This is a genomic window from Pseudomonas sp. S2_C11 (assembly GCF_054668395.1).
In genome coordinates this window covers 5,761,284-5,785,155 of the sequence record NZ_CP162765.1, presented here as the reverse complement: position 1 = coordinate 5,785,155, position 23,872 = coordinate 5,761,284, and the positions used below count along the sequence as shown (strand labels likewise).

Below are 23,872 nucleotides of genomic sequence, written 5' to 3'. Positions count from 1 at the left end.
CTTTCCTCATCTATTTGCGCAGCAGGCGCAAACCGTTGAACACCACCAGCAGGCTCACACCCATATCGGCAAACACCGCCATCCACATGGTGGCGAGCCCGGCAAAGGTTACCGCAAGAAAGATCGCCTTGATCACCAGCGCCAGTGCGATGTTCTGTTTCAGGATGCTGGCGGTGTTGCGCGACAGGCTGATGAATGCGGGGATCTTGCGCAGATCGTCGTCCATCAGTGCGACATCGGCGGTTTCGATCGCGGTGTCGGTGCCGGCGGCGGCCATGGCGAAACCGATCTCGGCGCGGGCCAGTGCCGGGGCGTCGTTGATGCCATCGCCGACCATACCGACCCGGTGGCCCTGCTTGTACAAATCTTCAATCGCTTGCAGCTTGTCGGTCGGCAGCAAATCGCCGCGCGCCTCGTCGATGCCGACCTGGGCGGCAATCGCTTGCGCGGTGTGGACGTTGTCGCCGGTCAGCATCAGGGTTTTCACGCCGAGTTCATGCAACTGACGAATCGCTTCGCGGCTGGTTTCCTTGACCGTGTCGGCCACGGCGAACAGCGCCAGCGGGCCTGATTTGTCGAGCAGCAACACCACGGATTTGCCCTGCTTTTCCAGGGCGAACAGCTTCTCTTCCAGCTGCGGTGAGCACAGGCCAAGCTCTTCGACCAGACGATGGTTGCCCAAGTGATAAGTCTGGCCGTTGATGTCGCCTTTGACGCCCCGCCCGCCCAGCGCGGCGAAGTTATCCACAGTCAGCGCGGCGAGGTTTTTATCCACAGCGGCGTTGGCAATCGCCAGCGACACCGGGTGATCGGAGCGCCCGGCCAGCGCGGCGGCGATTGCCGGTGCGCTGGCATCGGCCGTCGGGTCGAGTGACAGGTAATCGGTCTGCACCGGTTTGCCGTGGGTGATCGTGCCGGTCTTGTCCAGCGCCAGATAATCAAGCTTGAAGCCGCCCTCCAGATACACGCCGCCCTTGACCAGAATGCCCTTGCGCGCGGCTGCCGCGAGGCCGCTGACGATGGTCACCGGGGTGGAAATCACCAGTGCGCACGGGCAGGCAACCACCAGCAACACTAGCGCGCGGTAGATCCAGTCGAACCACGCCGCGCCCATGAACAACGGCGGGATGATCGCCACGGCCAAGGCGAAGACGAAGACCGCCGGGGTGTAGATTTTCGAGAATTGGTCAACGAAACGCTGCGTCGGCGCCCGCGCGCCCTGGGCCTGTTCGACGGCGTGAATGATCCGCGCCAGGGTCGAATTGTTCGCCGCAGCGGTCACCGTGTATTCCAGCGAACCGGCCTGATTGATGGTGCCCGCGAAGACTTTGTCACCGACGGTTTTTTCCACCGGCAGGCTTTCGCCGGTGATCGGCGCTTGGTCGATGGTCGAGCTGCCGCTGACCACCGCGCCGTCCAGCGCGATGCGCTCGCCGGGTTTCACCCGCACGCGGGCGCCGAGATCGACGCTTTTTACCTCTTGTTCGCGCCAGTTGCCGTCAGCCTGCAATACCGTGGCCTGCTCCGGGGTCATCTGCATCAAGCCGCTGATCGCATTGCGTGCACGATCCAGCGAGCGCGCCTCAATCAGCTCGGCGACGGTGAACAGGAACATCACCATCGCCGCTTCCGGCCACTGGCCGATGAGGATCGCGCCCGTCACGGCGATGCTCATCAGCGCATTGATGTTGAGATTGCGGTTCTTCAGGGCGATCCAGCCCTTTTTATAAGTGCCGAGGCCGCCGCTGAGGATCGACACCAGCGCAACGACTGCCACCACCCAGTCCGGCGCGGCGCTGGTGAAATGAATGACTTCGGCGCCCAGCGCGGTCAAGCCGGACAGCGCCAATGGCCACCAGTGTTTTTTCACCGCTGCCGGTACTGGCGCGTCGACACCCGCCTCGAGCGGCTCGGCGTGCATGCCGAGGGACTTGATCGCTTCGGTGATCGGCTCGGTGCCCGGCAGATTGTGGGTCACGCCAAGTACGCGGTTGATCAGGTTGAATTCCAGTTGCTGCACCCCGGCCAGTTTGCCGAGTTTGTTCTGGATCAGCGTCTGCTCGGTCGGGCAGTCCATTGCCTCGATGCGGAAGCTGCTCAGGCGCGCGTCGGCGCTGGTCTTTTCGCTCAGTTGCACCCGCGCAGGTGCGGCGGCTTTTGACGAGCAGCAGGAATCGCCGCCATGCGCATGTTTATGCACGGGCTGCAATTTATGACTGTGATCGTGACCGTCGCCGGGCTTGTGGGTGTGCAGGGAATCGCTCATTGGTCGCGTCCATGAAGGTGCCTGTTGCCAAGTAAAGACCCTGTAGCCACTATAGGGTCAAGCACCCTTTTGGAGATGGCGGTCATGAAGATCGGCGAACTGGCGAAACTCACCGACTGTGCGGTTGAAACCATCCGCTACTACGAGCGCGAAAACCTCCTGCCGGAACCGGCGCGCAGCGACGGCAACTATCGCGTCTACACCCAAGCCCACGCCGAGCGCCTGACCTTCATCCGCAACTGCCGCACCCTCGACATGACCCTCGAAGAAATCCGCAGCCTGCTCGCCCTACGCGACAGCCCGCAGGATCAGTGCGAGAGCGTCAATGCGCTGATCGACGAACATATTCAGCATGTGAAGGCGCGGATTGATGGCTTGCTGGCCTTGCAGACACAACTGCTCGACCTGCGCCAACGCTGTGGCGAAGGGCCGGAGGCGGATCAATGCGGGATCTTGCAGCGGCTGGAAGTGAGTGGCGGGGTTGTCGCAACCGAAGTTGAGCATTCCCACGTCGGCCGTAGCCACGGCCACTAAGCACACCGCAAAAACAAATGTGGGAGCGAGCCTGCTCGCGAAAGCGGTGTATCAGTCGACACATCTGTGACTGACACGCCCTCTTCGCGAGCAGGCTCGCTCCCACAGGGATATTGCGGTGTGGTTTAGACCGCCATCGGCGCGGTCATCGGCGGATGGTGCTCGTAGCCTTCCAGCGAGAAATCGCTCGGTTCCACCAGCTCCAGCCACTCCGGCTGATATACACCAGTCTTGGCAAACTCCGGCACGCGGTCGGAGATTTTCAGTTTCGGCATGGCAAACGGCTCGCGCTTGAGCTGTTCGTTGAGCATGTCCAGGTGGTTTTCGTAGACGTGCGCATCGCCGATGAAATAGGTGAACCAGCGCGGCGTATAGCCGGTCAGGCGACCGATCAGGCTCAGCAGTGCGGCGCCTTCGGTGAGGTTGAACGGCGTGCCCAGTCCCAGATCGTTGGAACGGATGTAGAGGGTCAGAGAAATCTCTTTGGTCTCGACATTCGGGTGGAACTGGTACAGCAGGTGGCATGGCGGCAGGGCCATTTCATCGAGCTGGGCGACGTTCCAGCCGTGGAACAGAATGCGGCGGCTGCCCGGATCCTTGATGATCGTGTCGACGCACTGGCGTACCTGGTCGATCGCCTTGTACAGCACGACGTAGGCCTGGCCGTCTTCTTCGCCCTGAGCGATCTGCTTGTAGCCGTTGCTCAGGGTCTGTTCGATGGCAGCGGTGTTGCTCAGCGGGATCTGCTTGTACGCCGGCCACTTGCGCCATTGCACGCCGTAGATTTCACCGAGGTCGTCGTCGCCCTGACGGAACGGGTTGGCCAGCCACTGCGCGTTTTCGTTGGCGTTCTGGTCCCAGACCTTGCAGCCCAGCGCGCGGAATTCAGCGGCGTTGTTCACGCCACGCAGAAAGCCGCACATCTCGCCGATGGCCGATTTGAAGGCCATTTTGCGCGTGGTGATCGCCGGGAAGCCTTCCTGCAGATCGAAACGCAGCATCGCTCCCGGGAAACTGATGGTGTTGATACCGGTGCGGTTGGCCTGTTTGGTGCCGTTCTGAATGACGTGCGAGACCAGTTCGAGATATTGCTTCATGAGGTACCTGTGTCCTTGGAGCCCCGGCGTCGCGCGCCGGGGTTCGTAGTTTAAGCCGTCGGCGCGAGCGGCGCTGCCGGGGCGCGACGATAGGCCAGCCAGATCAGCAACAGCCCGCCGACAATCATCGGCACGCAGAGCACCTGACCCATGGTCAGCCAGTTCCACGCCAAGTAGCCGAGCTGAGCATCCGGGACGCGGACGAACTCGACGATGAAACGGAAGATGCCGTAGAACAGCGCGAACATGCCGGAGACCGCCATGGTCGGGCGCGGTTTGCGCGAGAAGATCCACAGGATCAGGAACAGCGCCACGCCTTCGAGGGCGAACTGATACAGCTGCGACGGGTGGCGCGGCAACTGCGCCGGATCGCTGAACGGCGGGAACACCATCGCCCAAGGCACGTCGGTCGCCTTGCCCCACAACTCGGCGTTGATGAAGTTGCCGATGCGCCCGGCGCCCAGGCCGATCGGCACCATCGGCGCGACGAAGTCCATCAGCTGGAAGAACGACTTGCCATTGCGCTTGCCGAACCACAAGGCCGCGAGCATCACGCCGATGAATCCGCCGTGGAACGACATGCCGCCCTTCCACACTTCGAAAATCAGCGTCGGGTTGGCCAGGTACGCGCTCAGATCATAGAACAGCACGTAACCCAGACGGCCGCCAACGATCACGCCCATCGATAGCCAGAACACCAGATCGGAGAGTTTCTCCTTGGTCCAGGTCGGGTCGAAGCGGTTGAGCCGGCGCGACGCCAACAGCCACGCGCCGCCGATGCCGATCAGGTACATCAGACCGTACCAGTGGATTTTCAGCGGACCGATGGCCAGGGCCACCGGGTCGATCTGCGGGTAAGGCAGCATTGCGACTCCTTGTTAGAGTTGAAAGCAAAATTCCCGGGTGACGCTGCCACCTCAGGATTAAGCCAGGATTGCCACGCGGTCAGAGCAGAAAGCTCAAACCCACGCAGAACAGCAAAGCGGCGAACAGCCTTTTCAGCAAGCGCGGCGACAACCTGTGCGCCAGACGCGCGCCGAGCCGAGCGAAGACCATGCTGGTCAGGGCGATGCCCAACAATGCCGGCAGATAAATAAAACCGAGACTATGGGCCGGCAACAACGGATCGTGCCACCCCAGAATCATGAAACTTAACGCGCTGGCCAAGGCAATCGGCAGGCCACAGGCCGACGAGGTCGCCACGGCCTGCTGCATCGGCACGCTGCGCCAGGTCAGAAACGGCACGGTCAGCGAGCCGCCGCCAATACCGAAAATCGCCGAGGCCCAGCCAATCACCGTACCGGCAGCGGTCAGACCGAGTTTGCCCGGTACCGTTCGGCTGGCCTTGGGTTTGACGTCCAGCGCCAGCTGCACGGCGATCACCAGGGCAAATACGCCGATGATCTTTTGCAGGTTCGGCCCGGAGATCGCTTCAGCAGTCAGCGCCCCGAAACCGGCGCCGAGCAGAATGCCCACGGTCATCCAGCGAAAAATCGCCCAGCGCACCGCGCCGCGACGGTGATGTTCACGCACGGCGTTGACCGAGGTGAATATGATCGTCGCCAGCGACGTCCCTACCGCCAAATGCGTAAGAATCGACTGATCGAAGCCCTGCAAAGTGAAGCTGAACACCAGCACCGGGACGATGATGATCCCGCCGCCAACGCCAAACAGCCCGGCGAGCACGCCCGCACAGGCACCGAGCGCCAGGTAGAGCAGAAATTCCATGACCGTCTCCAGCACGCATCGGCAAAACAGGAGCGGCATGTTAACGGATGCGCAGCCTTCTGCTCCACTGGCGATGGATGCACGGACGCCGGATGCGTAGAGTGGGCAAAAAACACACAAGGACCACCTTATGTGCCTGATTGTTTTCGCTTGGCGCCCGGACCATGCCCAGCCGCTGATCGTCGCGGCCAACCGCGACGAATTCTACGCCCGCCCCAGCCTGCCATTGGCGCCGTGGCCCGAGGCGCCGCATGTGCATGCCGGGCGCGATCTTGAAGCCGGCGGCACGTGGCTGGGGATCGGCAGCAACGGACGCTTCGCCGCGCTGACCAATATCCGCGATCCGCAACAGCCGCCCGCGACCAAATCCCGGGGCGAGCTGGTGGCGCGGTTTCTTGCGGGCGATCTGTCGATTGATGATTATTTGAGCGATGTGGTGGGTCGTGCCGCCGAATATGCCGGGTTCAATCTGCTGCTGGGCAATGCCCATGAGTTGTGGCACTTCAATGCGCGGGCGTCAGAGCCGGTGATGTTGCAGCCTGGAGTTTATGGGTTATCCAACGCGGGGCTGGATACGCCGTGGCCGAAACTGCTCAAGGCCAGGGCGGCGTTGAGCGCGGTACTGGATGATCCGCAGCCTGAGCGCTTGTTGACCCTGCTCAGCGATGCACAGACCGCCCCCGAGGCGGAGTTGCCGGATACCGGGGTGGGCATGGCGACGGAAGCATTGTTGTCGAGCGTGTTTATTGCCAGCCAGAGTTATGGCACGCGGGCGAGTACAGCGTTGGTTGTGCAGGCGGACGGAACGCGGCGGATGGTGGAGCGCAGTTTTGGGCCGTATGGCGGGCATCTCGGGGAAGTTGAGGTTTGTGTCTAACAGCAGCCCCTCACCCCAGCCCTCTCCCGGAGGGAGAGGGGGCCGACCGAAGTGCCTTGCGGTATACATCGACCTGAGAGATCGAGTCGATTATGGATTCAGCAAAGCACTTACAGGTCGACGGAGTTCTGCAGCATCCCCCAATCAGTCCCCTCTCCCTCTGGGCGGTCCGACGTTTCGGGAGGGCTAGGGTGAGGGGCCTTTGATCTTTAGAGAGCCTTGGTCACCACCGGCGAATTCATCTTGGCCAACCCGAGATTCTTCAGCGCCAGTTGCAGCGAGCTGTGGATAACCTGCGGGTTATCGATCTTCATCAGTTCGGCCAGCATCTCCTGGGCCTTGCTCAGGTTCACCTGACGCAACATCCACTTCACCTTCGGCAGGTTGGTGGCGTTCATCGACAGGCTGTCGAAACCCATCGCCATCAACAGCACCGCCGCCGCCGGATCACCGGCCATCTCGCCGCAGATGCTCACCGGTTTGCCTTCGGCGTGGGCGTCAGTGACCACGGTTTGCAGGGCTTGCAGCACCGCCGGGTGCAGATAGTCGTAGAGGTCGGCGACGCGCGGGTTGTTGCGGTCTACCGCCAGCAGGTACTGGGTCAGGTCGTTGGAGCCGACCGAAAGGAAATCGACCATCCGCGCCAGTTCCTTGGTCTGGTACACCGCTGCCGGGATCTCGATCATCACGCCGATCGGCGGCATCGGCACGTCGGTGCCTTCGTCGCGCACTTCGCCCCAGGCGCGGTGGATCAGGTGCAGGGCCTCTTCGAGTTCGTGAGTGCCGGAGATCATCGGCAGCAGAATCCGCAGGTTGTTCAGGCCTTCGCTGGCCTTGAGCATCGCGCGGGTCTGCACGAGGAAGATTTCCGGGTGGTCGAGGGTGACGCGGATACCGCGCCAGCCGAGGAACGGGTTGTCTTCCTTGATCGGGAAGTACGACAGCGATTTGTCACCGCCGATGTCGAGGCTGCGCATGGTCACCGGTTGCGGGTGGAACGCGGCGAGCTGTTCGCGGTAGATCGCCAGCTGTTCCTTCTCGCTCGGGAAGCGCTGGTTGATCATGAACGGCACTTCGGTGCGGTACAGACCGACCCCTTCGGCGCCACGCTTCTGCGCCCGCGCCACATCGGCGAGCAGGCCGGTGTTGACCCACAGCGGCATGCGGTGGCCATCGAGGGTCACGCACGGCAGGTCGCGCAGGGTGTCGAGGCCCAGCGCCAGTTGTTTCTCTTCTTCGACGACTTCGGCGAACTGCTTGCGCAGCACTTCGCTCGGGTTGGTGTAGACCTCGCCACGGGTGCCGTCGACGATCATTTCGATGCCGTCGACCTTGGCGTACGGCAGATCGACCAGGCCCATCACTGTCGGAATGCCCATGGCTCGGGCGAGAATCGCGACGTGAGAGTTACCCGAACCGAGTACCGAAACCAGACCGACCAGCGTGCCTTCCGGCACCTCGCCGAGCATCGCCGGCGTCAGCTCTTCGCTGACCAGAATGGTTTTTTCCGGGTAGACCAGATTCTGCTGGCGCTCTTCCTGCAGATAGGCGAGCAGACGGCGGCCAAGGTCTTTGACGTCCGAGGCGCGTTCGCGCAGGTAAGCGTCGTCCATCAGTTCGAAACGGTTGACGTGCTCAGTGACCACCTGACGCAGCGCGCCCTGAGCCCACTGCCCCGTCTTGATCACGGTGGTGATTTCGCTGCCCAGCGAGGCATCGTCGAGCATCATCAGGTAGACGTCGAACAACGCGCGCTCTTCCGGGCGCAGTTGGGTCGCGAGTTTGGCGGACAAGGCGCGCATGTCAGCGCGCACGCCTTCGATGGCAGTCTTGAACAGCGCCAGCTCAGCGTCGATGTCGGTGATGGTCTTGTCCGGCACCACGTCCAGATCCGCCGGCGGCAGCATGACCACGGCGGTACCGACGGCAGCACCCGGCGAACCCGGTACGCCGACGAACTTGGCTTCCTGAATGCCCTTGCCCTGCCGGCCCAGACCACGGATCGAACCGGTGGCCTCGGCGTGGGCGATCACACCGGCAAGCTGCGCGCTCATGGTCACGAGGAAGGCTTCTTCACCTTCGTCGAACTGGCGGCGTTCTTTCTGCTGGATGACCAACACGCCGACGACGCGGCGGTGGTGGATGATCGGTGCACCGAGGAACGAGGCGTAACGCTCTTCACCGGTTTCGGCGAAGTAGCGATAGCGCGGGTGAACCGACGCGTTTTCCAGATTCAGGGGTTCTTCACGCGTGCCGACCAGACCGACCAGACCCTCGTTGGGGGCCATGCTGACCTTGCCGATCGAGCGCTTGTTCAAGCCCTCGGTGGCCATCAGGACGAAGCGATTGGTTTCCGGATCAAGCAGGTAGACCGAGCAGACCTGGCTGCCCATGGCCTCTTTGACGCGCAACACAATAATCCCCAACGCCGCCTTGAGATCCTTGGCGGAGTTAACTTCCTGGACGATCTTGCGCAGCGTATTGAGCATGGCTCGGGGTCGAACTCCGTCGTCAGTCGCGCGCTAAAAGGCGCGGGGCAAGCTCTTTGAGAGCGCGTCGATACACCTCGCGCTTGAATGTCACCACCTGGCCCAACGGATACCAATAGCTGACCCAGCGCCAGCCATCGAACTCCGGTTTACCGGTCAGATCCATCCGCACCCGCTGCTCGTTGGAGATCAGGCGCAGGAGGAACCATTTCTGTTTCTGGCCGATGCACAGCGGTTGGCTGTGGGTACGCACCAGGCGTTGCGGCAAACGATAGCGCAACCAGCCTCGGGTACAGGCCAGTATTTCAACATCTTCACGTTCCAGGCCAACTTCTTCGTTCAGCTCGCGGTACAAGGCGTCTTCCGGCGTCTCCTCGGGGTTGATCCCCCCTTGCGGAAACTGCCAGGCGTCCTGATTGATACGGCGAGCCCATAGCACCTGGCCGGCGTCATTCGTCAGAATGATCCCGACATTGGGGCGGAAACCATCGGGGTCGATCACGGCAACAACCTCGCAAACGCATGTCGCCGCATTGTTCCACAAAGCTTGATCAGGCGGCAACGAAGGTTCCTACCTTATGTGCACTCTTGTGAAAAGACCGTATTCTTGTCGCCTTTTTACTGACTTTTCAGCGGGTAACTGCAATGCGCCTGGCTTTATTCGATTTGGACAACACCCTTCTGGGCGGCGACAGCGATCACGCTTGGGGCGATTATCTGTGCGAGCGCGGCTTCCTCGACCCGATCGCCTACAAGGCGCGTAACGACGAGTTCTATCAGGATTACCTGGCCGGCAAGCTGGACAACGCCGCCTACCTGAACTTCTGCCTGGAAATTCTCGGCCGCACGGAAATGGCCGTGCTTGAGCAATGGCACAGCGATTACATGCGCGACTGCATCGAGCCGATCGTGCTGCCCAAGGCACTGGAGCTGCTGAAGAAGCACCGCGATGCCGGCGACAAACTAGTGATCATCACCGCCACCAACCGTTTCGTGACGGCACCGATCGCCGTGCGCCTGGGCGTGGAAACCCTGATTGCCACCGAATGCGAAATGATCGACGGCCGCTACAGCGGGCGCAGCACCGACATCCCGTGCTTCCGCGAAGGCAAGGTCACGCGCCTCAATCGCTGGCTGGAAGACACCGGCTATTCGCTCGAGGACAGCTATTTCTATAGCGATTCGATGAATGATCTGCCGCTGCTGGAGCAGGTGGCGAATCCGGTGGCGGTGGACCCGGATCCGAATCTGCGGGCCGAGGCCGAGAAGCGTGGCTGGCCGGTGATTTCGTTGCGCGGCTGAGATTGCTATCGCTGGCAAGCCAGCGATGGGGGTCAACTCGGCCTCAAGCCTTAAACCGGTTTGGCCCCCATCAACGCCGCGATGGCGACAAATCCGACGCCGCTGACAATCGCCAGCGCCAGATTGAACTTGCGATTGCCCACCCCGCTTGTCCACAACCGATCCAGCCGGACCAGCAGCCAGACCGCACTGAACGTCGCCACGGCGTAGATCACGCTGGATCCCAGTATCCACAATTGGCCCAATGGCCAGCCCACCAGGTGCACCAACCACCAGCCGGTGAAAGGCATGCTGAGCATGCCGATCAGCATCAGGCACCAGATAAACAGCCAGGGACGGCGCATCGTACTGGCCGGGCCTTCGCTGCGATTACGCCAGGTCAAGGCGGCGAGCCCCAGCCCGCTCGCGAGGATGACCACGGTCGCCGCGACGTGAAGGACTTTCAGGGTGGTCAGGGTTTCCATGTCGTTCTCTTCCGTAGATCCATGCCCATCAGCGTAGCCGCTCAGCCGAGAAACAGCTGATAGGCCGGGTTATCGCTTTCATCCCAGTATGGATAGCCGATTTCCGCCAGCGCCGCCGGCACCAGATGACGTTCGTCATGCGGCACTTGCAGGCCGGCGACCACGCGACCGTCCGCTGCGCCGTGATTGCGGTAGTGGAACATCGAGATGTTCCAGCGCCCGCCGAGCTTGTTGAGGAAGTTGAACAACGCGCCCGGACGCTCCGGGAATTCGAAGCGCAGCACCACTTCATCGACCACCTGCGCCGCGCGGCCACCGACCATGTGGCGAATATGCAGCTTGGCCAGCTCGTTGTCGGTCAGGTCGAGCACCGGGAACCCCTGCTCGGTCAGACTCGCCAGTAAGGCGCTGCGCGGATCGTTGTCCGGGTGGGTCTGCACGCCAACAAAGATGTGCGCTTCGCTGCCGGTGTTGTAGCGGTAATTGAATTCAGTGATCTGGCGCTTGCCGATGGCTTCGCAGAACGCCTTGAAGCTGCCGGCCTTTTCCGGAATGGTCACGGCGATGATCGCCTCGCGACCTTCGCCCAGTTCGGCGCGCTCGGCGACGTGGCGCAGGCGGTCAAAATTGACGTTGGCGCCGGAGTCGATGGCGACGAAAGTCTGGCCGCTGACGCCACGTTGCTCGACGTACTTCTTGATCCCGGCCACGCCCAGCGCGCCGGCAGGTTCGGTGATCGAGCGGGCATCGTCGTAGATATCCTTGATTGCTGCGCAGATCTCGTCGGTGCTGACAGTGATCACTTCGTCGACGTAATCCTTGCAGATCTCGAAGGTGTACTGGCCGATCTGCGCCACCGCCACGCCGTCGGCGAAGATGCCGACAGTCGGCAGAACCACGCGCTCGCCCGCTGCCATTGCCGCTTGCAGGCAGTTGGAATCGTCCGGCTCGACGCCAATTACCTTGATGTCCGGACGCAGGTATTTCACGTAAGCCGCGATACCGGCGATCAGCCCGCCCCCGCCGACCGGGACGAAAATCGCATCCAGCGGTTGCGGGTGCTGACGCAGGATTTCCATGGCCACGGTGCCCTGCCCGGCAATGGTGTGCGGATCGTCGTACGGGTGGATGTAGACGTAGCCTTTTTCATCGACCAGTTTCAGCGAATAGGCCAGCGCTTCCGGAAACGAGTCACCGTGCAGCACCACTTTGCCGCCGCGCGAACGCACGCCTTCGACTTTGATTTCCGGGGTGGTCTTGGGCATGACGATGGTGGCTTTGACGCCCAACACTTTCGCCGCCAGAGCCAGACCCTGCGCATGATTGCCCGCCGACGCGGTGACCACGCCGCGGGCGCGCTCTTCGTCGCTCAGTTGCGTCAGCTTGTTGTAGGCGCCGCGAATCTTGAACGAGAACACTGGCTGCAAGTCTTCGCGCTTGAGCCAGATGTCATTGCCCAGCCGCTCGGAGAGCTGGCGGGCGTTCTGCAGCGGGGTTTCTACGGCAACGTCATAAACGCGCGAGGTGAGGATCTTTTTGACGTACTGTTCGAGCATCGGAAAGCATCACTGGCGATTGGGCGGGACCAGCGAGTCTAACCCGCCTTTTGCCGAGGCGACCACACTAAACAGGTGGTTTTAAGGTCTGGAAACCCAATCTTGAGTGAGCACCGTTGTGGTGAGGGGATCTATCCCCGCTGGAGTGCGAAGCGCTCCCCTGCTTTTTTTCAGTCACACCGCGTTCCTGGGTTTTACGACGACTGCGTCGCCGAACGGGGATAAATCCCCTCGCCACAGCTTGTTTCCCCCTGTACCACCGCGAGGCCTATAATGCCGGCCTTTCTGCCCAACCCTTGCCCGCTTCCGGAGCCCGCATGACCCAGGATCAACTCAAACAGGCCGTGGCCCAGGCCGCCGTCGACTTCATCCTGCCGAAACTCGACGACAAGAGCATCGTCGGCGTCGGCACCGGCTCCACCGCCAATTGCTTCATCGATGCCCTGGCCCAGCACAAGGGCGCGTTCGATGGCGCGGTCGCCAGCTCCGAAGCTACCGCCGCGCGCCTCAAGGGCCATGGGATTCCGGTGTATGAGCTGAATACCGTCAGCGATCTGGAGTTCTACGTCGACGGCGCCGATGAAAGCGATGCGCACCTGAACCTGATCAAGGGCGGCGGCGCAGCCCTGACCCGCGAGAAGATTGTCGCCGCCGTGGCCAAGACTTTCATTTGCATCGCTGACGCCAGCAAACTGGTGCCGGTACTCGGCGAGTTCCCGCTGCCGGTGGAAGTCATCCCGATGGCCCGCAGCCACGTTGCCCGCCAACTGGTCAAACTCGGTGGCGACCCGGTGTACCGCGAAGGCGTGCTGACCGACAACGGCAACATCATCCTCGACGTGTTCAACCTGCAGATCACCAACCCGGTGGAGCTGGAAGCACAGATCAATGCCATCGTCGGCGTGGTCACCAACGGCCTGTTCGCCGCGCGTCCGGCGGATCTGTTGTTGCTGGGCACGAGTGAGGGTGTGAAAACCCTCAAGGCTGAGTAAGCCGGACTGCCCACATTGGTGTGGGCAAATGAAATACCTGTGGGAGCTGGCTTGCCAGCGATAGCGGCCTGTCAGTCAACAATGATGTTGAAAGTGATGGCCTCATCGCTGGCAAGCCAGCTCCCACAGTGTTTTGGGGTGTTGGTTAGGGCTGTGCCGGTTTTTTGAAGACGTAAAACAGATTCGGCTCGCTCACCAGGTACAACGTGCCGTCATCATCCATTGCAATTCCCTCCGCCTGCGGCACGGTTTTCTGCAAACCCTGACGCCCGCCGCTGATCGACATGGTGCTCAACGGGCGCCCGTCGACATCCAGTTCGATGATCAAGCGCGACTCGTCCGACAGCGCCAGCAAGTGCCCGCTGCGCTCGTCGTACTGCAGACTCGAAAGATCACGCACGAACATCCCGGCATCGCGCTTGGGGTTGTTGATCACGTGCACCGCGTAGGTCTTGTCCGGTTTGAAATGCGGGAAGCCGTGGACTTCGTAGATCAGCATCGGGTCGCGTTCTTTCGCCACGAACAGCCGCTTGCCCACCGAGTCGTAAGCCAGCCCCTCGAATCCCTTGTTGCCGGACATGTGCACGCCGAGGGTCATTTGCTCGGCATCCTCGGCATCGAGAAAAGTGGTGTCGGCCTCGAGGTGGATCTTGATCAGGCGTTGCTGACGCTCGTCGGTGATCACGTAGGTGTCGGCACTGATGTACTCGACGGCTTCCGGATCGCCAAACCCCACCAGAGCGATGCGCCGCAGAATCTTGCCTTCCAGGGACAATTCGACCAGTTCGGAATTCTTGTTGGTCACGGTGAACAGACTTTTGCGCACCGGATCGTAGGTCAGCGCCGAGACGTCATCGTCGAGCCCCTCGATCGGCCGCGCCTCGATCGTCACCCGATACTGGTCGAGCCCGATCGCCTCGCTGCTCACCGGTTGCCACAGCGTGTGCAGGTTGAACCAGGCGCGCTCGAACAGACGCAGGTATTGGCCGATCGCGATCAACGCAATCAGGACAATCATCAACAGGACGAGAATCAGCGGTTTGGGGCGGGCAAGTCGACGCATTCAGGCAGGCTCGGATTCATGACAGGCCGATGAAATATCACGCCCGTCTGAACTGAAGCTTAATGGCCACTTGCCTCAGATCACAAGCCAAGCGCCGTAGGAGCTGCCGAAGGCTGCGATTTTTTGACTTTCATAAGCAAGATTAAAAGATCGCAGCCTGCGGCAGCTCCTACAGGGAAGGCATCACCGATGCTTTTCGAATCGGTAGAACAGGTTCGGCTCGCTGACCATGTACAGCGTGCCGTCCGCATCCATGGTCATGCCTTCGGCGCGGGGAATGGTGTCTTTCAGACCGTTGAAATTCCCAAGCAACGTCATGAAGCTGACTTGCTTGCCATCCTCGTCGAGTTCAAGCAACAGGTGTGAATCCGCCGACAGCACCAGCAGATGGCCAGTGCGCGGATCGACAGCCAGCGCCGACAGGTTGCGCAGATCCAGCTGATCGCTCGCCAGCTTCTGCTTGTCGCCCTGCAGGGTCTGGCCGCCATCGCTTTTCCAGGTGAACAGCGCCGGTGGGCGTTCCTCCCCCAGAATCAATCGCTGATTGCGCGGATCCCACGTGATGGCCTCAAACGCCTTGTTCTGATCTTTCGACGGCCCGAGGTCGTATTTCGGGAAATCGGCGATGTTCAGCTCACGAGTCGCGGCGTCGATCTTGACGATCGACAAGGTATGCTCACGCTCATCGACAATGGCCAGCAAACCGTTTTCCATGACCGTCAGGCCTTCCGGATTGCTCCAGCCCACCAACGGCATCTTGCGCAACACGTCGCCCTGAAGCGTCAGCTCGAGCAGGAAGGCATTCTTGCCCATCACCGCGAACAGGGTCTTGGTCTGCGGGCTATAGGCCAGATCCGAAGCTTCGTCCTTTTCCATACCCGGCAGCGGTTTGGCATCGATGACCACCTGATAATCCGGCAGCCACACACTCTCCTTTTGCTCGGCCTTGCTCTCGAAGCGCTCCAGCACCCACAGCACGCCGCGATCATCCCAATGCATGGCGAACGCCAGCCCATAGGCTGCGGCGATGACCAGCAACAGCCAGACATACCAGCGCAGGACGAAGCGCGAACGGGAGGGGGATTTCTGCTGAGTTCGAGATGCCATCGAGGGATGCGTTCCGTTAATTCAGGCCAAGGGTAATAGCACAAAGAGGCCGGCTGAGACGCCAGAATCGCGGGAATTATCCAGAGAGGATGTGAAAAAAACGGGAAATGGCGGGATTGGCGTGTGCATTTGCCAGCAGCACACTTGTGGCGAGGGGATTCATCCCCGTTGGCGCGCGAAGCGCGCCCCTCTTGATCTTGAAGAGGGGCCTGCTGCGCAGTCCAACGGGGATAAATCCCCTCACCACAAAGCTCACCCCCTACAAGGGCTTCTGCGGTTAGCGCACGCTGCTGCTGAAGCTGCTCGCCCCCGGCAGTTCGAGGACGATTTCATCGCCGACGTTCAGCGGGCCGACGCCCACTGGCGTGCCGGTGAGGATCACGTCGCCGGCCTGCAGCGAGAAGCAGCCGGCCATGTGCTGGATCATCGGCACGATCGGGTTGAGCATCGCGCTGCTATTGCCGTCCTGGCGCACTTCGCCGTTGATGGTCAAGCGGATGCCGATGTCGGTCAGGTCAGCGAAGGTGCTGCCGACCACGAACGGCGCGATCACTGCCGCGCCGTCGAACGACTTGGCGATTTCCCACGGCAGGCCCTTGGCTTTCAGCTCGGCCTGCTTGTCGCGCAGGGTCAGGTCCAGCGCCGGGGCGAAACCGGAGATCGCATCCAGCACTTCTTCACGGCTCGGTTTGGTCGACAGCGGCTTGCCGATCAACACAGCGATTTCCGCTTCGTAGTGCACCGAACCGCGCTCGGTCGGAATGCTGAACCCGCCTTCCAGCGGCACCACGCAACTGCCCGGCTTGATGAACAGCAGCGGCTCGGTCGGCACCGGATTGTCCAGTTCCTTGGCGTGTTCGGCATAATTGCGGCCAATGCATACGACTTTCCCGATCGGAAAGTGAATGCGCGTGCCGTCGACGTACTGGTGCTGATAGCTCATTTACCGACTCCTGCCTTTATTGATTCAACAGAGATTACCGATCAAACCGGGAAAATCTTGCCCGGGTTCATGATGCCGTTCGGGTCGAACACTGCCTTGACCGCTTTCATGTACTCGATCTCGGCCGGCGAGCGGCTGTAGGTCAGGTAATCACGCTTGGTCATACCGACGCCGTGCTCGGCCGAGATCGAGCCGTTGTATTTCTCGACGGTTTCGAACACCCACTTGTTGACGGTGGCGCACTTGGCGAAGAACTCGTCCTTGCTCAGATTTTCCGGCTTAAGGATGTTCAGGTGCAGATTGCCGTCGCCGATGTGGCCGAACCAGACAATTTCGAAATCCGGGTAGTGCTCGCCAACGATCGCGTCGATTTCGCGCAGGAACGCCGGTACTTTCGAGACGGTAACCGAGATGTCGTTCTTGTACGGCGTCCAGTGGGAAATGGTTTCGGAGATGTACTCGCGCAGCTTCCACAGATTGTGCAGCTGGGTTTCGCTCTGGCTCATCACACCGTCGAGCACCCAGCCCTGTTCAACGCAGTGTTCGAAGGTTTCCAGCGCGCTGTTGGCCACTTCTTCGGTGGTCGCTTCGAATTCCAGCAGGGCGTAGAACGGGCACTCGGTGTCGAATGGCGCCGGCACGTCGCCACGGCCCATGACCTTGGCCAGCGCCTTGTCGGAGAAGAATTCAAACGCCGTCAGGTCGAGTTTGCCCTGGAAGGCATGCAGCACCGGCATGATCGAATCGAAATCGGCGGTACCGAGGACCATCGCCGTGAGGTTTTTCGGCGCGCGATCAAGGCGCATGGTCGCTTCGACGACGAAACCGAGGGTGCCTTCGGCGCCGATGAACAGCTGACGCAAGTCGTAACCGGTGGCGTTCTTGATCAGGTCCTTGTTCAGTTCGAGCACATCGCCCTTGCCGGTGACGACTTTCATGCCGGCCACCCAGTTGCGGGTCATGCCGTAGCGAATCACTTTGATCCCGCCGGCATTGGTGCCGATATTGCCGCCAATCTGGCTGGAACCTGCCGAGGCGAAGTCGACCGGATAGTACAGGCCGTTTTCTTCGGCGACGTTCTGCAGATGCTCAGTGACCACGCCCGGTTGGCACACGGCAGTGCGGTCGGTGAGGTTGACGTCGAGAATCTGGTTCATGTAATCGAACGAAACCACCACTTCGCCATTGGCCGCCACCGCAGCGGCGGACAACCCGGTGCGCCCGCCGGATGGCACCAGCGCAACCTTGTGAGTGTTGGCCCAACGCACCACGGCCTGCACTTGCTCGATGGTCTTGGGAAACACGATGGCGCTCGGTGCCGGGGCGAAGTGCTTGGTCCAATCCTTGCCGTAAGTGTTCAGGGAGTCGGCGTCGGTGAGGACTTTGCCAGGCTCAACCAGGGTCTTCAGTTCATCAATCAGCGCAGGATTGGTCATCGACAGAACTCTCGAACAATTCATGGTCATCCTGAGAACGCTTCACGTCGCAGGAATGAGTGTTTAGCGGGGTGGCTATGCTAGCATACCGACCCCGCAGGACAGTGCCCAAGGCCAGATCCGCGGTGACGGCTTTGTTGCCGTGCGGGTCAGCTCCAGGCTGCTCCCTCCCTGCCATTTTTCTCCGGGATACAGGTTTACGCAGATGAGCAAGACTTCTCTCGATAAGAGCAAGATCAAGTTCCTTCTTCTCGAAGGCGTCCACCAATCGGCTGTCGACGTCCTCAAGGCGGCGGGCTACACCAGCATCGAATACCTGACTGGTTCCTTGCCGGAAGCCCAGCTCAAGGAAAAGATTGCTGACGCTCACTTCATCGGCATCCGCTCGCGCACGCAACTGACCGAAGAGATCTTCGATCACGCGAAGAAACTGGTCGCGGTCGGCTGTTTCTGCATCGGCACCAACCAGGTTGACCTCAGTGCGGCCCGCGAGCGCGGTATTGCCGTGTTCAACGCGCCGTACTCCAACACCCGTTCCGTAGCGGAACTGGTACTGGCCGAAGCGATCCTGCTGCTGCGCGGCATCCCTGAGAAAAATGCCTCCTGCCACCGTGGCGGCTGGATCAAGTCCGCTGCCAACTCGTTCGAGATCCGTGGCAAGAAACTGGGCATCGTCGGTTACGGCTCGATCGGCACGCAGCTGTCGGTGCTGGCTGAAGGTCTGGGCATGCAAGTGTTCTTCTATGACACCGTGACCAAGCTGCCGCTGGGCAACGCCACACAGGTCAACAACCTGCACGAGCTGCTGGGCATGTCCGACATCGTCACCCTGCACGTACCGGAAACCGCCGCCACTCAGTGGATGATCGGCGAGAAGGAAATCCGCGCCATCAAGAAGGGCGGCATCCTGATCAACGCTGCACGTGGCACCGTGGTCGAGCTCGACGCCCTGGCGGACGCGATCAAGGACAAGCACCTGATCGGCGCGGCCATCGACGTGTTCCCGGTGGAGCCCCGCTCCAACGACGAAGAGTTCGAAAGCCCGCTGCGTGGCCTCGACAACGTGATCCTGACCCCGCACATCGGTGGCTCGACCGCCGAAGCGCAAGCCAACATCGGTCTGGAAGTGGCAGAGAAACTGGTCAAGTACAGCGACAACGGTACTTCGGTGTCGTCGGTCAACTTCCCGGAAGTGGCCCTGCCGGCTCACCCTGGCAAGCACCGCCTGCTGCACATCCACGAGAACATCCCGGGTGTAATGAGCGAGATCAACAAGGTCTTCGCCGAAAACGGCATCAACATCTCCGGTCAGTTCCTGCAGACCAACGAGAAGGTCGGTTACGTGGTGATCGACGTCGACGCCGAATACTCGGAGCTGGCGCAAGAGAAGCTGCAACACGTCAACGGTACTATCCGTAGTCGGGTGCTTTTCTAAAAGCAGCTACAAGCGGCAAGTGAAAGCGCTCTGCCTTTACTTGCCGCTTGCAGCTAGCCACTTGAAGCTGAATAAAAAAGGGAGCCCCGAAAGGCTCCCTTTTTTTATTTCACGTTTACGGTGATTTTTTCGGAAACGATCGATGGGTCGAACGGCATATGGCCGCTGTCGCCGAGGATCAGTTGCAAGGTGTGCTTGCCCGGGGCCAGTTTGATCGTGGCTTCGGTCTGCGCCTTGCCGAAATGCATGTGGTGGGCGTCAGTCGGAATCGGCGCGCCTTCGGCCGGCAAATCATCGACGTCGATCAGCAGGTGATGGTGGCCGGTGTTCCTGGTGGTGTCACCCGCCGGGGCCAGCGCGATGTTCTTGACGCCGAACTTGACCTTGAATTCCTGCGAGACGGTGGCGCCGTCCTCGGGAGAAACGATGAACACTTCAGCATCCTTCGGCGCTGGCGTCGCCGCACTGGCCAGCACCGAAACACCCATCAGCACACCGGCCAACGCTGCACGTGACATAAAGCTTTTCATTTTCTTCTCCAGTTTTTCCGTAAAATCCGCACGGCCATGACAACTTCATGACCATTCGTTGTCGAAGGCACTCGACAACCATAGCAAAGCGAGCCTGAATCAGAGCGTCGCGATAATGATTTCAAAGGAGTGACCATGCGCTTGCTGCCTGGCCTGATCTGCCTGCTACCCCTTCTGAGCCCGCTGGCTCACGCCGAACTGATTGATGACGTCAACGACCGTGGCGAGCTGCGCATAGCCCTTGAGGCTAATACACCGCCCTTCAATTACAAGGAAGGCGACACCCTCACGGGGTTCGAGGTCGAGCTTGGGCAACTTCTGGCCCAAGAGCTGGATGTACGCGCCGACTTCATCGTCACCGACGAGGGCGACCTGCTCCAGGGCGTTGAAAGCGGCAAATACGATGTCGCGCTCAACCACATAGCACTGACACCCGAACTCAAGGATCGTTTCGACTTCAGCGAGCCGTACGGCGAGGTCGACGGGCAATTGCTGGCGAAGAAGGACGAGACGCCGCGGCCGCTGGTGCTGGTGCAGGCGTTGACCGAAGCGAAGCCGAAAGCGGCAGTGCCGGTCGAGTTGGCGATCCCGTTTCAGAAGGGTAATCCGGCATTTCAGGCCAGCCTCAAGAGCGCGCTGGAACGGATCAAGGCGGATGGGCGGTTGGCGGCGCTGTCCGAGAAGTGGTTGAAACCGTAAGAGCCCCTCACCCTAACCCTCTCCCGGAGGGAGAGGGAACTGATCCGGGGATGCTTTAGAGGTACGCCGACTTGGGATTGCTATACCGAATCCGAAATCGACTGATCATGGCTTTGTCGAATCCCTGGTCGCCAAGGTCTTTCAGGTCGATGGACAGCGCCAGACACCTCGGTCGGCCCCCTCTCCCCCCGGGAGAGGGCTGGGGTGAGGGCAACGATGGCGGATCAGTCCAAAGCCGCCAGAGTCACCGCCGCCTCAACCAGCTCAAGCTCACTGAAAACCCGAACCCCATGACGCTTGAGCAACGCCGCCGTCACCCCTTCGCCACTGACTTTGACCCCACTGAACGTGCCGTCATACGTCAACAGATTCCCGCAAGAGGGGCTGTTGGCCTTGAGCACCGCCACCCGAATGCCGTGCTTTTGCACCAGTTCCAGCGCTTGCCGCGCCCCCTCGAGAAATTGCGCGCTGACATCCTCGCCCTCAGTAGTGATGACTGCGGCAATGCCATCCAGCACCTCAACACCCTGCCCGCCAGGAATCTCCGCCGCCGCCCGCGGCGTCGGCAATCCTCCGGCCACCTCAGGACACAACGGCACTACCCGCCCTTCTTCGATCCATTGCTCAAGCAGATCAAACGGCCCGCTCGCGCCACCGTCATAGCGCACGCGATGGCCCAGCAGGCAGCGACTGACCAGGATCTTTTCCATGTTCAGAACGGCTCGTTGCCACGGCGACGGAACCAGCCAGTCAGCGACAGCCGTTCGCGCTGGGCCGGCAACACTTCGTGGGGCACTTCGCCGGAGAGAAACACCACCAGGCAGCCGCCGGTAGGCTGCACGTCGTGCACACGTTCCTCGCCCAGGTACATGCGCAACTGGCCACCGTCCTCCGGCAACCAGGCCTCGTTGAGGTAGATGACGGCCGAGACCATGCGCCGGTCATCATCGCGAAAGCGGTCGAGGTGCTTGAGGTAGAACGCGCCGGGCGGGTACAGGGCGAAATGGCATTCGAAATCCTCAAGCCCCAGAAACAAGCCGCGATTGAGTGCCTCGCGCAGACTGTCCATCAGGCTCAGGTAGCGGTCAGTGGCGTCGGCCTGACCCGGGTCGATCCACTGGATGTGATCGCCGCGAATACCCTCGCGAATCTCCGAAAACGGCCCGCGACCGACCGCCGCCGGCGCCAGCTCACCCTCGGCTTCACGTTTACGGCACTCGGCCGCCAGCGCCCGGGTCAGATCGGCGGGCAGGAAGATGTTCTGCTGCGACCAGCCGTGTTCGGCCAGGTCGTCGACAATGCGTAACAGCAGCGGGTGTTCAGAGGATATCGGCATGGCGCGCATAGTATGCCGACGGCGATAAATCCGACAGAGCCACGCAGCGCCTTGCTACGAATTCTCGACAAGTACCGGCACCGCACGGACAATAGTCCGCTGCTGACAGGAGTCCCTATGCGCCGTTTGCTTTTTTCACTGTTGATGTTCTGCGTATTGCCCGCCTGGGCGGACGGCCACGATCAGTTGTACAAGGTCGCCGGCTGGCCAGAACAACGCGCGCATTTCAACGATGCCCTGAGCGCCGCCCAGCAGCGCTATCAGAACAGCCTGCCGCCTGCGGTATTTCAGGCGCTGGTTAACAACAGCAATCAGCGCTTCGCCGCGCAGGCCATGGATCAGCGTGCCGAAGCGCAACTGCGGCAGAAACTCGCCGACCCGAAACCGGCGCTGACCTTCTTCCAGTCACCACTGGGCAAGAAAATCGTCGCCGCCGAATTGCTCGCAACCCGTCGCGATCAACTGGCAAAAAATGCCCAGGGCCTGCCGAAGATGCAGGCCAGCGACAGTCGCTTGCTGATCATCGGCCATCTCGCCCAGGCCCTGCCGGCCCGTGAGGCTGGCGCCGAGGTCAGCCTGGCGATTGCCGGCGTGGCAGCGGACAGCTTGAGTTCGATGATTCCGGGATTGCTTGGCGGTGGACAGGCACAGGGCATGCTGAATGGTCAGCGCCAGCGGCTGATGGATCAGATCGGCGCCGATCTGAACAACACGTTGCTCTACGTCTATCGCGATTTGTCGGATGAAGAGCTGGAAGAGTTTGCGACGTTTGCCGAGTCGACCGAGGGCAAGGCTTACTACCAGGCGGCACTGGCGGCGATTCGGGCGGGGTTGGCGGTCGGCCAATAATCTTCGTTGCCTGAAAGATCGCATTCGCGAGCAGGCTCGCTCCCACATTGGATCATCAGTGGACACAAAATGTGTGAGCATCCCGAATTCCCTGTGGGAGCGAGCCTGCTCGCGAAGAGACCCGCACAGCCGCTACAGATTCCTGCCCCTGATCCGCTTGCTCAAGAATTCGAAATACTCCTCACGCATCTCCGCCGTTTCATTGGCCAGGTGATGCCGTGCCTCGGCCAACAGCAGTATCTGCGGCCGGTCGAACTTCCATTTCAACACCTGCAGATTGTGCTGCCAGTCGACAGTCATGTCCGCCTGCCCCTGAATGATCAGCGGCCGTCGCGGACTTTTTTCGCGTGCTCGACGCGGATGATCCAGCGCGACAGCGCGCCCACCCATTTCGTTGGCAGACGTCTTGGCTGTAACGGGTCGGCCTGCAGAAACGGCAGAAAATCCGGATCGTTGGAATTCTCGCTAAAGCGTCGCACCACCCCGCGCACAAACGGCCGCAGCAGGTAATAACTCAGCTGCGACCAGCCCCACGCCCTCGGCCGCACCAACGGCGCCAGCAGAATCACCTGCCCCTGCGCCGGGCTGTTCTCGCCATGGTTGAGCAGGTGATCGACGACAATCGCGCCACCGGTGCTTTGCCCGCACAAATGCCAAGGCTGCGGCAGCGCGATCGAGTTCGCTTCAGCGAACAGCGCCTGCAACACGTCCTGGTATTCAGCGAAATCACGAATGCTTGCCCGTGGCCCGCTCGACAGACCATGGCCCGGCAAGTCGCAGGCGATCACGGCGAAATCCTGATCCAGCGCCCACTCGATCACATGCCGGTACAGGCCGATGTGGTCGTAATAACCGTGGAGCAGAAACAGCGTCGCCTTGACCTTCTCCGGCCACCAGCAATGGCTGACCAGCTCGTAGCCATCGACTTCGAAACGACCCATGCCGCGCCAGACATCGCGCTCGGCGAAGTCGGTCTTGTAGAAGCGCTGATAATCCTTCGCCTCATCCGATAACGGCTGCCACTCGGCCAATGGCTTGAGGCTCGCGCGTAAATGATCGGGGTCGAAAGTATCAGGCATGCGGACATTCCAAAGCGGTAAACGGACTTTATCGGCCTGCGATATTCATCTGTCGGAGCAAGCATGGCAAGCTAGCCAACCTTTTCAGAT

22 protein-coding genes and 1 pseudogene are annotated in these 23,872 nt (G+C 61.0%); 7 read left to right on the top strand and 16 right to left on the bottom strand.

The window, feature by feature from the left end:
* Positions 1 to 10 precede the first annotated feature (10 nt).
* On the bottom strand, positions 11 to 2,266 hold the full coding sequence (locus AB4N48_RS26015) for a heavy metal translocating P-type ATPase (RefSeq protein ID WP_460094522.1): 2,256 nt from the start codon (positions 2,264 to 2,266) through the stop codon (positions 11 to 13).
* 84 nt (positions 2,267 to 2,350) lie between these two features.
* Between AB4N48_RS26015 and cadR the strand changes: the two genes are divergently transcribed.
* Entirely contained in the window at positions 2,351 to 2,800 is a 450-nt protein-coding gene (cadR, locus tag AB4N48_RS26010) for a Cd(II)/Pb(II)-responsive transcriptional regulator (protein ID WP_016772685.1), read from the top strand.
* Positions 2,801 to 2,925: 125 nt separating this feature from the next.
* Here the strand turns inward: cadR and AB4N48_RS26005 are convergent, their stop codons facing one another.
* From AB4N48_RS26005 to AB4N48_RS25995, 3 genes are all read right to left on the bottom strand, one after another.
* Positions 2,926 to 3,897 (bottom strand): thymidylate synthase, encoded by a 972-nt coding sequence (locus tag AB4N48_RS26005; protein ID WP_076564469.1) that lies wholly within the window; start codon positions 3,895 to 3,897, stop codon positions 2,926 to 2,928.
* Between the two features lie 50 nt (positions 3,898 to 3,947).
* Positions 3,948 to 4,763, bottom strand: coding sequence for a prolipoprotein diacylglyceryl transferase (gene lgt, locus AB4N48_RS26000; protein ID WP_016772683.1), 816 nt, complete (start codon positions 4,761 to 4,763; stop codon positions 3,948 to 3,950).
* Between the two features lie 79 nt (positions 4,764 to 4,842).
* A complete protein-coding gene (locus AB4N48_RS25995; RefSeq protein ID WP_095181309.1) occupies positions 4,843 to 5,625 on the bottom strand; it encodes a sulfite exporter TauE/SafE family protein in 783 nt (260 codons plus the stop codon).
* Between the two features lie 130 nt (positions 5,626 to 5,755).
* Between AB4N48_RS25995 and AB4N48_RS25990 the strand changes: the two genes are divergently transcribed.
* Positions 5,756 to 6,502 carry an NRDE family protein gene (locus tag AB4N48_RS25990; protein WP_252877071.1) on the top strand — a complete coding sequence of 249 codons (747 nt, stop codon included), beginning with the start codon at positions 5,756 to 5,758 and terminating at the stop codon, positions 6,500 to 6,502.
* A gap of 209 nt (positions 6,503 to 6,711) precedes the next feature.
* Here AB4N48_RS25990 and ptsP read toward each other — a convergent pair whose 3' ends face one another.
* Complete coding sequence (gene ptsP, locus AB4N48_RS25985; protein WP_041476855.1) at positions 6,712 to 8,991, bottom strand: phosphoenolpyruvate--protein phosphotransferase; 2,280 nt, start codon at positions 8,989 to 8,991, stop codon at positions 6,712 to 6,714.
* A 22-nt stretch (positions 8,992 to 9,013) separates the two neighbouring features.
* Positions 9,014 to 9,493 (bottom strand): RNA pyrophosphohydrolase, encoded by a 480-nt coding sequence (locus AB4N48_RS25980; protein WP_003229203.1) that lies wholly within the window; start codon positions 9,491 to 9,493, stop codon positions 9,014 to 9,016.
* A gap of 143 nt (positions 9,494 to 9,636) precedes the next feature.
* Here AB4N48_RS25980 and AB4N48_RS25975 point away from each other — a divergent pair, with 143 nt between their 5' ends.
* Positions 9,637 to 10,293, top strand: coding sequence for a histidinol-phosphatase (locus AB4N48_RS25975; RefSeq protein WP_460094521.1), 657 nt, complete (start codon positions 9,637 to 9,639; stop codon positions 10,291 to 10,293).
* Between the two features lie 50 nt (positions 10,294 to 10,343).
* Here AB4N48_RS25975 and AB4N48_RS25970 read toward each other — a convergent pair whose 3' ends face one another.
* Together AB4N48_RS25970 and ilvA are read right to left on the bottom strand one after the other, a co-directional pair.
* The gene (locus tag AB4N48_RS25970; protein WP_076564472.1) at positions 10,344 to 10,757 is read right to left on the bottom strand and encodes a DUF2269 family protein; all 414 of its coding nucleotides are present in this window, start codon (positions 10,755 to 10,757) and stop codon (positions 10,344 to 10,346) included.
* 41 nt (positions 10,758 to 10,798) lie between these two features.
* Complete coding sequence (ilvA, locus tag AB4N48_RS25965; protein WP_460094519.1) at positions 10,799 to 12,313, bottom strand: threonine ammonia-lyase, biosynthetic; 1,515 nt, start codon at positions 12,311 to 12,313, stop codon at positions 10,799 to 10,801.
* A 317-nt stretch (positions 12,314 to 12,630) separates the two neighbouring features.
* Between ilvA and rpiA the strand changes: the two genes are divergently transcribed.
* Positions 12,631 to 13,305, top strand: a complete 675-nt coding sequence (gene rpiA / locus AB4N48_RS25960) for a ribose-5-phosphate isomerase RpiA (RefSeq protein ID WP_007913886.1) — start codon at positions 12,631 to 12,633, stop codon at positions 13,303 to 13,305.
* A gap of 145 nt (positions 13,306 to 13,450) precedes the next feature.
* Here rpiA and AB4N48_RS25955 read toward each other — a convergent pair whose 3' ends face one another.
* The 4 genes from AB4N48_RS25955 to AB4N48_RS25940 all read right to left on the bottom strand — a co-directional run bounded on the left by AB4N48_RS25955 (position 13,451) and on the right by AB4N48_RS25940 (position 17,854).
* A complete protein-coding gene (locus tag AB4N48_RS25955) occupies positions 13,451 to 14,368 on the bottom strand; it encodes an SdiA-regulated domain-containing protein (RefSeq protein ID WP_041476859.1) in 918 nt (305 codons plus the stop codon).
* Positions 14,369 to 14,551: 183 nt separating this feature from the next.
* The gene (locus AB4N48_RS25950) at positions 14,552 to 15,475 is read right to left on the bottom strand and encodes an SdiA-regulated domain-containing protein (RefSeq protein ID WP_460094518.1); all 924 of its coding nucleotides are present in this window, start codon (positions 15,473 to 15,475) and stop codon (positions 14,552 to 14,554) included.
* A 277-nt stretch (positions 15,476 to 15,752) separates the two neighbouring features.
* The gene (locus AB4N48_RS25945) at positions 15,753 to 16,418 is read right to left on the bottom strand and encodes a fumarylacetoacetate hydrolase family protein (RefSeq protein ID WP_024014705.1); all 666 of its coding nucleotides are present in this window, start codon (positions 16,416 to 16,418) and stop codon (positions 15,753 to 15,755) included.
* Positions 16,419 to 16,459: 41 nt separating this feature from the next.
* The gene (locus AB4N48_RS25940) at positions 16,460 to 17,854 is read right to left on the bottom strand and encodes an FAD-binding oxidoreductase (RefSeq protein ID WP_024014706.1); all 1,395 of its coding nucleotides are present in this window, start codon (positions 17,852 to 17,854) and stop codon (positions 16,460 to 16,462) included.
* 205 nt (positions 17,855 to 18,059) lie between these two features.
* Here AB4N48_RS25940 and serA point away from each other — a divergent pair, with 205 nt between their 5' ends.
* The gene (gene serA / locus AB4N48_RS25935; RefSeq protein ID WP_024014707.1) at positions 18,060 to 19,289 is read left to right on the top strand and encodes a phosphoglycerate dehydrogenase; all 1,230 of its coding nucleotides are present in this window, start codon (positions 18,060 to 18,062) and stop codon (positions 19,287 to 19,289) included.
* Between the two features lie 104 nt (positions 19,290 to 19,393).
* Here the strand turns inward: serA and AB4N48_RS25930 are convergent, their stop codons facing one another.
* On the bottom strand, positions 19,394 to 19,819 hold the full coding sequence (locus AB4N48_RS25930; RefSeq protein WP_041476862.1) for a DUF4399 domain-containing protein: 426 nt from the start codon (positions 19,817 to 19,819) through the stop codon (positions 19,394 to 19,396).
* A 135-nt stretch (positions 19,820 to 19,954) separates the two neighbouring features.
* Here AB4N48_RS25930 and AB4N48_RS25925 point away from each other — a divergent pair, with 135 nt between their 5' ends.
* Positions 19,955 to 20,518 (top strand): transporter substrate-binding domain-containing protein, encoded by a 564-nt coding sequence (locus AB4N48_RS25925; RefSeq protein ID WP_150742959.1) that lies wholly within the window; start codon positions 19,955 to 19,957, stop codon positions 20,516 to 20,518.
* 224 nt (positions 20,519 to 20,742) lie between these two features.
* Here AB4N48_RS25925 and AB4N48_RS25920 read toward each other — a convergent pair whose 3' ends face one another.
* Positions 20,743 to 21,228, bottom strand: coding sequence for a 2-thiouracil desulfurase family protein (locus AB4N48_RS25920; RefSeq protein ID WP_150742958.1), 486 nt, complete (start codon positions 21,226 to 21,228; stop codon positions 20,743 to 20,745).
* 2 nt (positions 21,229 to 21,230) lie between these two features.
* Positions 21,231 to 21,863 carry a 2OG-Fe(II) oxygenase gene (locus AB4N48_RS25915; protein WP_406227812.1) on the bottom strand — a complete coding sequence of 211 codons (633 nt, stop codon included), beginning with the start codon at positions 21,861 to 21,863 and terminating at the stop codon, positions 21,231 to 21,233.
* A 108-nt stretch (positions 21,864 to 21,971) separates the two neighbouring features.
* Between AB4N48_RS25915 and AB4N48_RS25910 the strand changes: the two genes are divergently transcribed.
* Positions 21,972 to 22,703 (top strand): DUF2059 domain-containing protein, encoded by a 732-nt coding sequence (locus AB4N48_RS25910; protein ID WP_024014712.1) that lies wholly within the window; start codon positions 21,972 to 21,974, stop codon positions 22,701 to 22,703.
* A gap of 132 nt (positions 22,704 to 22,835) precedes the next feature.
* On the opposite strand, the pseudogene bipL reads toward AB4N48_RS25910, so the two are convergent.
* Positions 22,836 to 23,782 (bottom strand): annotated as a pseudogene (gene bipL / locus AB4N48_RS25905) (phospholipase BipL).
* Between the last annotated feature and the right edge of the window lie 90 nt (positions 23,783 to 23,872).

Bases quoted from the DNA above. Each gene is read 5' to 3' on its own strand.
- AB4N48_RS26015 (WP_460094522.1), bottom strand. From the start codon at position 2,266: ATGAGCGATTCCCTGCACACCCACAAGCCCGGCGACGGTCACGATCAC.
- cadR (WP_016772685.1), top strand. From the start codon at position 2,351: ATGAAGATCGGCGAACTGGCGAAACTCACCGACTGTGCGGTTGAAACC.
- AB4N48_RS26005 (WP_076564469.1), bottom strand. From the start codon at position 3,897: ATGAAGCAATATCTCGAACTGGTCTCGCACGTCATTCAGAACGGCACC.
- lgt (WP_016772683.1), bottom strand. From the start codon at position 4,763: ATGCTGCCTTACCCGCAGATCGACCCGGTGGCCCTGGCCATCGGTCCG.
- AB4N48_RS25995 (WP_095181309.1), bottom strand. From the start codon at position 5,625: ATGGAATTTCTGCTCTACCTGGCGCTCGGTGCCTGTGCGGGCGTGCTC.
- AB4N48_RS25990 (WP_252877071.1), top strand. From the start codon at position 5,756: ATGTGCCTGATTGTTTTCGCTTGGCGCCCGGACCATGCCCAGCCGCTG.
- ptsP (WP_041476855.1), bottom strand. From the start codon at position 8,991: ATGCTCAATACGCTGCGCAAGATCGTCCAGGAAGTTAACTCCGCCAAG.
- AB4N48_RS25975 (WP_460094521.1), top strand. From the start codon at position 9,637: ATGCGCCTGGCTTTATTCGATTTGGACAACACCCTTCTGGGCGGCGAC.
- AB4N48_RS25970 (WP_076564472.1), bottom strand. From the start codon at position 10,757: ATGGAAACCCTGACCACCCTGAAAGTCCTTCACGTCGCGGCGACCGTG.
- ilvA (WP_460094519.1), bottom strand. From the start codon at position 12,313: ATGCTCGAACAGTACGTCAAAAAGATCCTCACCTCGCGCGTTTATGAC.
- rpiA (WP_007913886.1), top strand. From the start codon at position 12,631: ATGACCCAGGATCAACTCAAACAGGCCGTGGCCCAGGCCGCCGTCGAC.
- AB4N48_RS25955 (WP_041476859.1), bottom strand. From the start codon at position 14,368: ATGCGTCGACTTGCCCGCCCCAAACCGCTGATTCTCGTCCTGTTGATG.
- AB4N48_RS25950 (WP_460094518.1), bottom strand. From the start codon at position 15,475: ATGGCATCTCGAACTCAGCAGAAATCCCCCTCCCGTTCGCGCTTCGTC.
- AB4N48_RS25945 (WP_024014705.1), bottom strand. From the start codon at position 16,418: ATGAGCTATCAGCACCAGTACGTCGACGGCACGCGCATTCACTTTCCG.
- AB4N48_RS25940 (WP_024014706.1), bottom strand. From the start codon at position 17,854: ATGACCAATCCTGCGCTGATTGATGAACTGAAGACCCTGGTTGAGCCT.
- serA (WP_024014707.1), top strand. From the start codon at position 18,060: ATGAGCAAGACTTCTCTCGATAAGAGCAAGATCAAGTTCCTTCTTCTC.
- AB4N48_RS25930 (WP_041476862.1), bottom strand. From the start codon at position 19,819: ATGAAAAGCTTTATGTCACGTGCAGCGTTGGCCGGTGTGCTGATGGGT.
- AB4N48_RS25925 (WP_150742959.1), top strand. From the start codon at position 19,955: ATGCGCTTGCTGCCTGGCCTGATCTGCCTGCTACCCCTTCTGAGCCCG.
- AB4N48_RS25920 (WP_150742958.1), bottom strand. From the start codon at position 21,228: ATGGAAAAGATCCTGGTCAGTCGCTGCCTGCTGGGCCATCGCGTGCGC.
- AB4N48_RS25915 (WP_406227812.1), bottom strand. From the start codon at position 21,863: ATGCGCGCCATGCCGATATCCTCTGAACACCCGCTGCTGTTACGCATT.
- AB4N48_RS25910 (WP_024014712.1), top strand. From the start codon at position 21,972: ATGCGCCGTTTGCTTTTTTCACTGTTGATGTTCTGCGTATTGCCCGCC.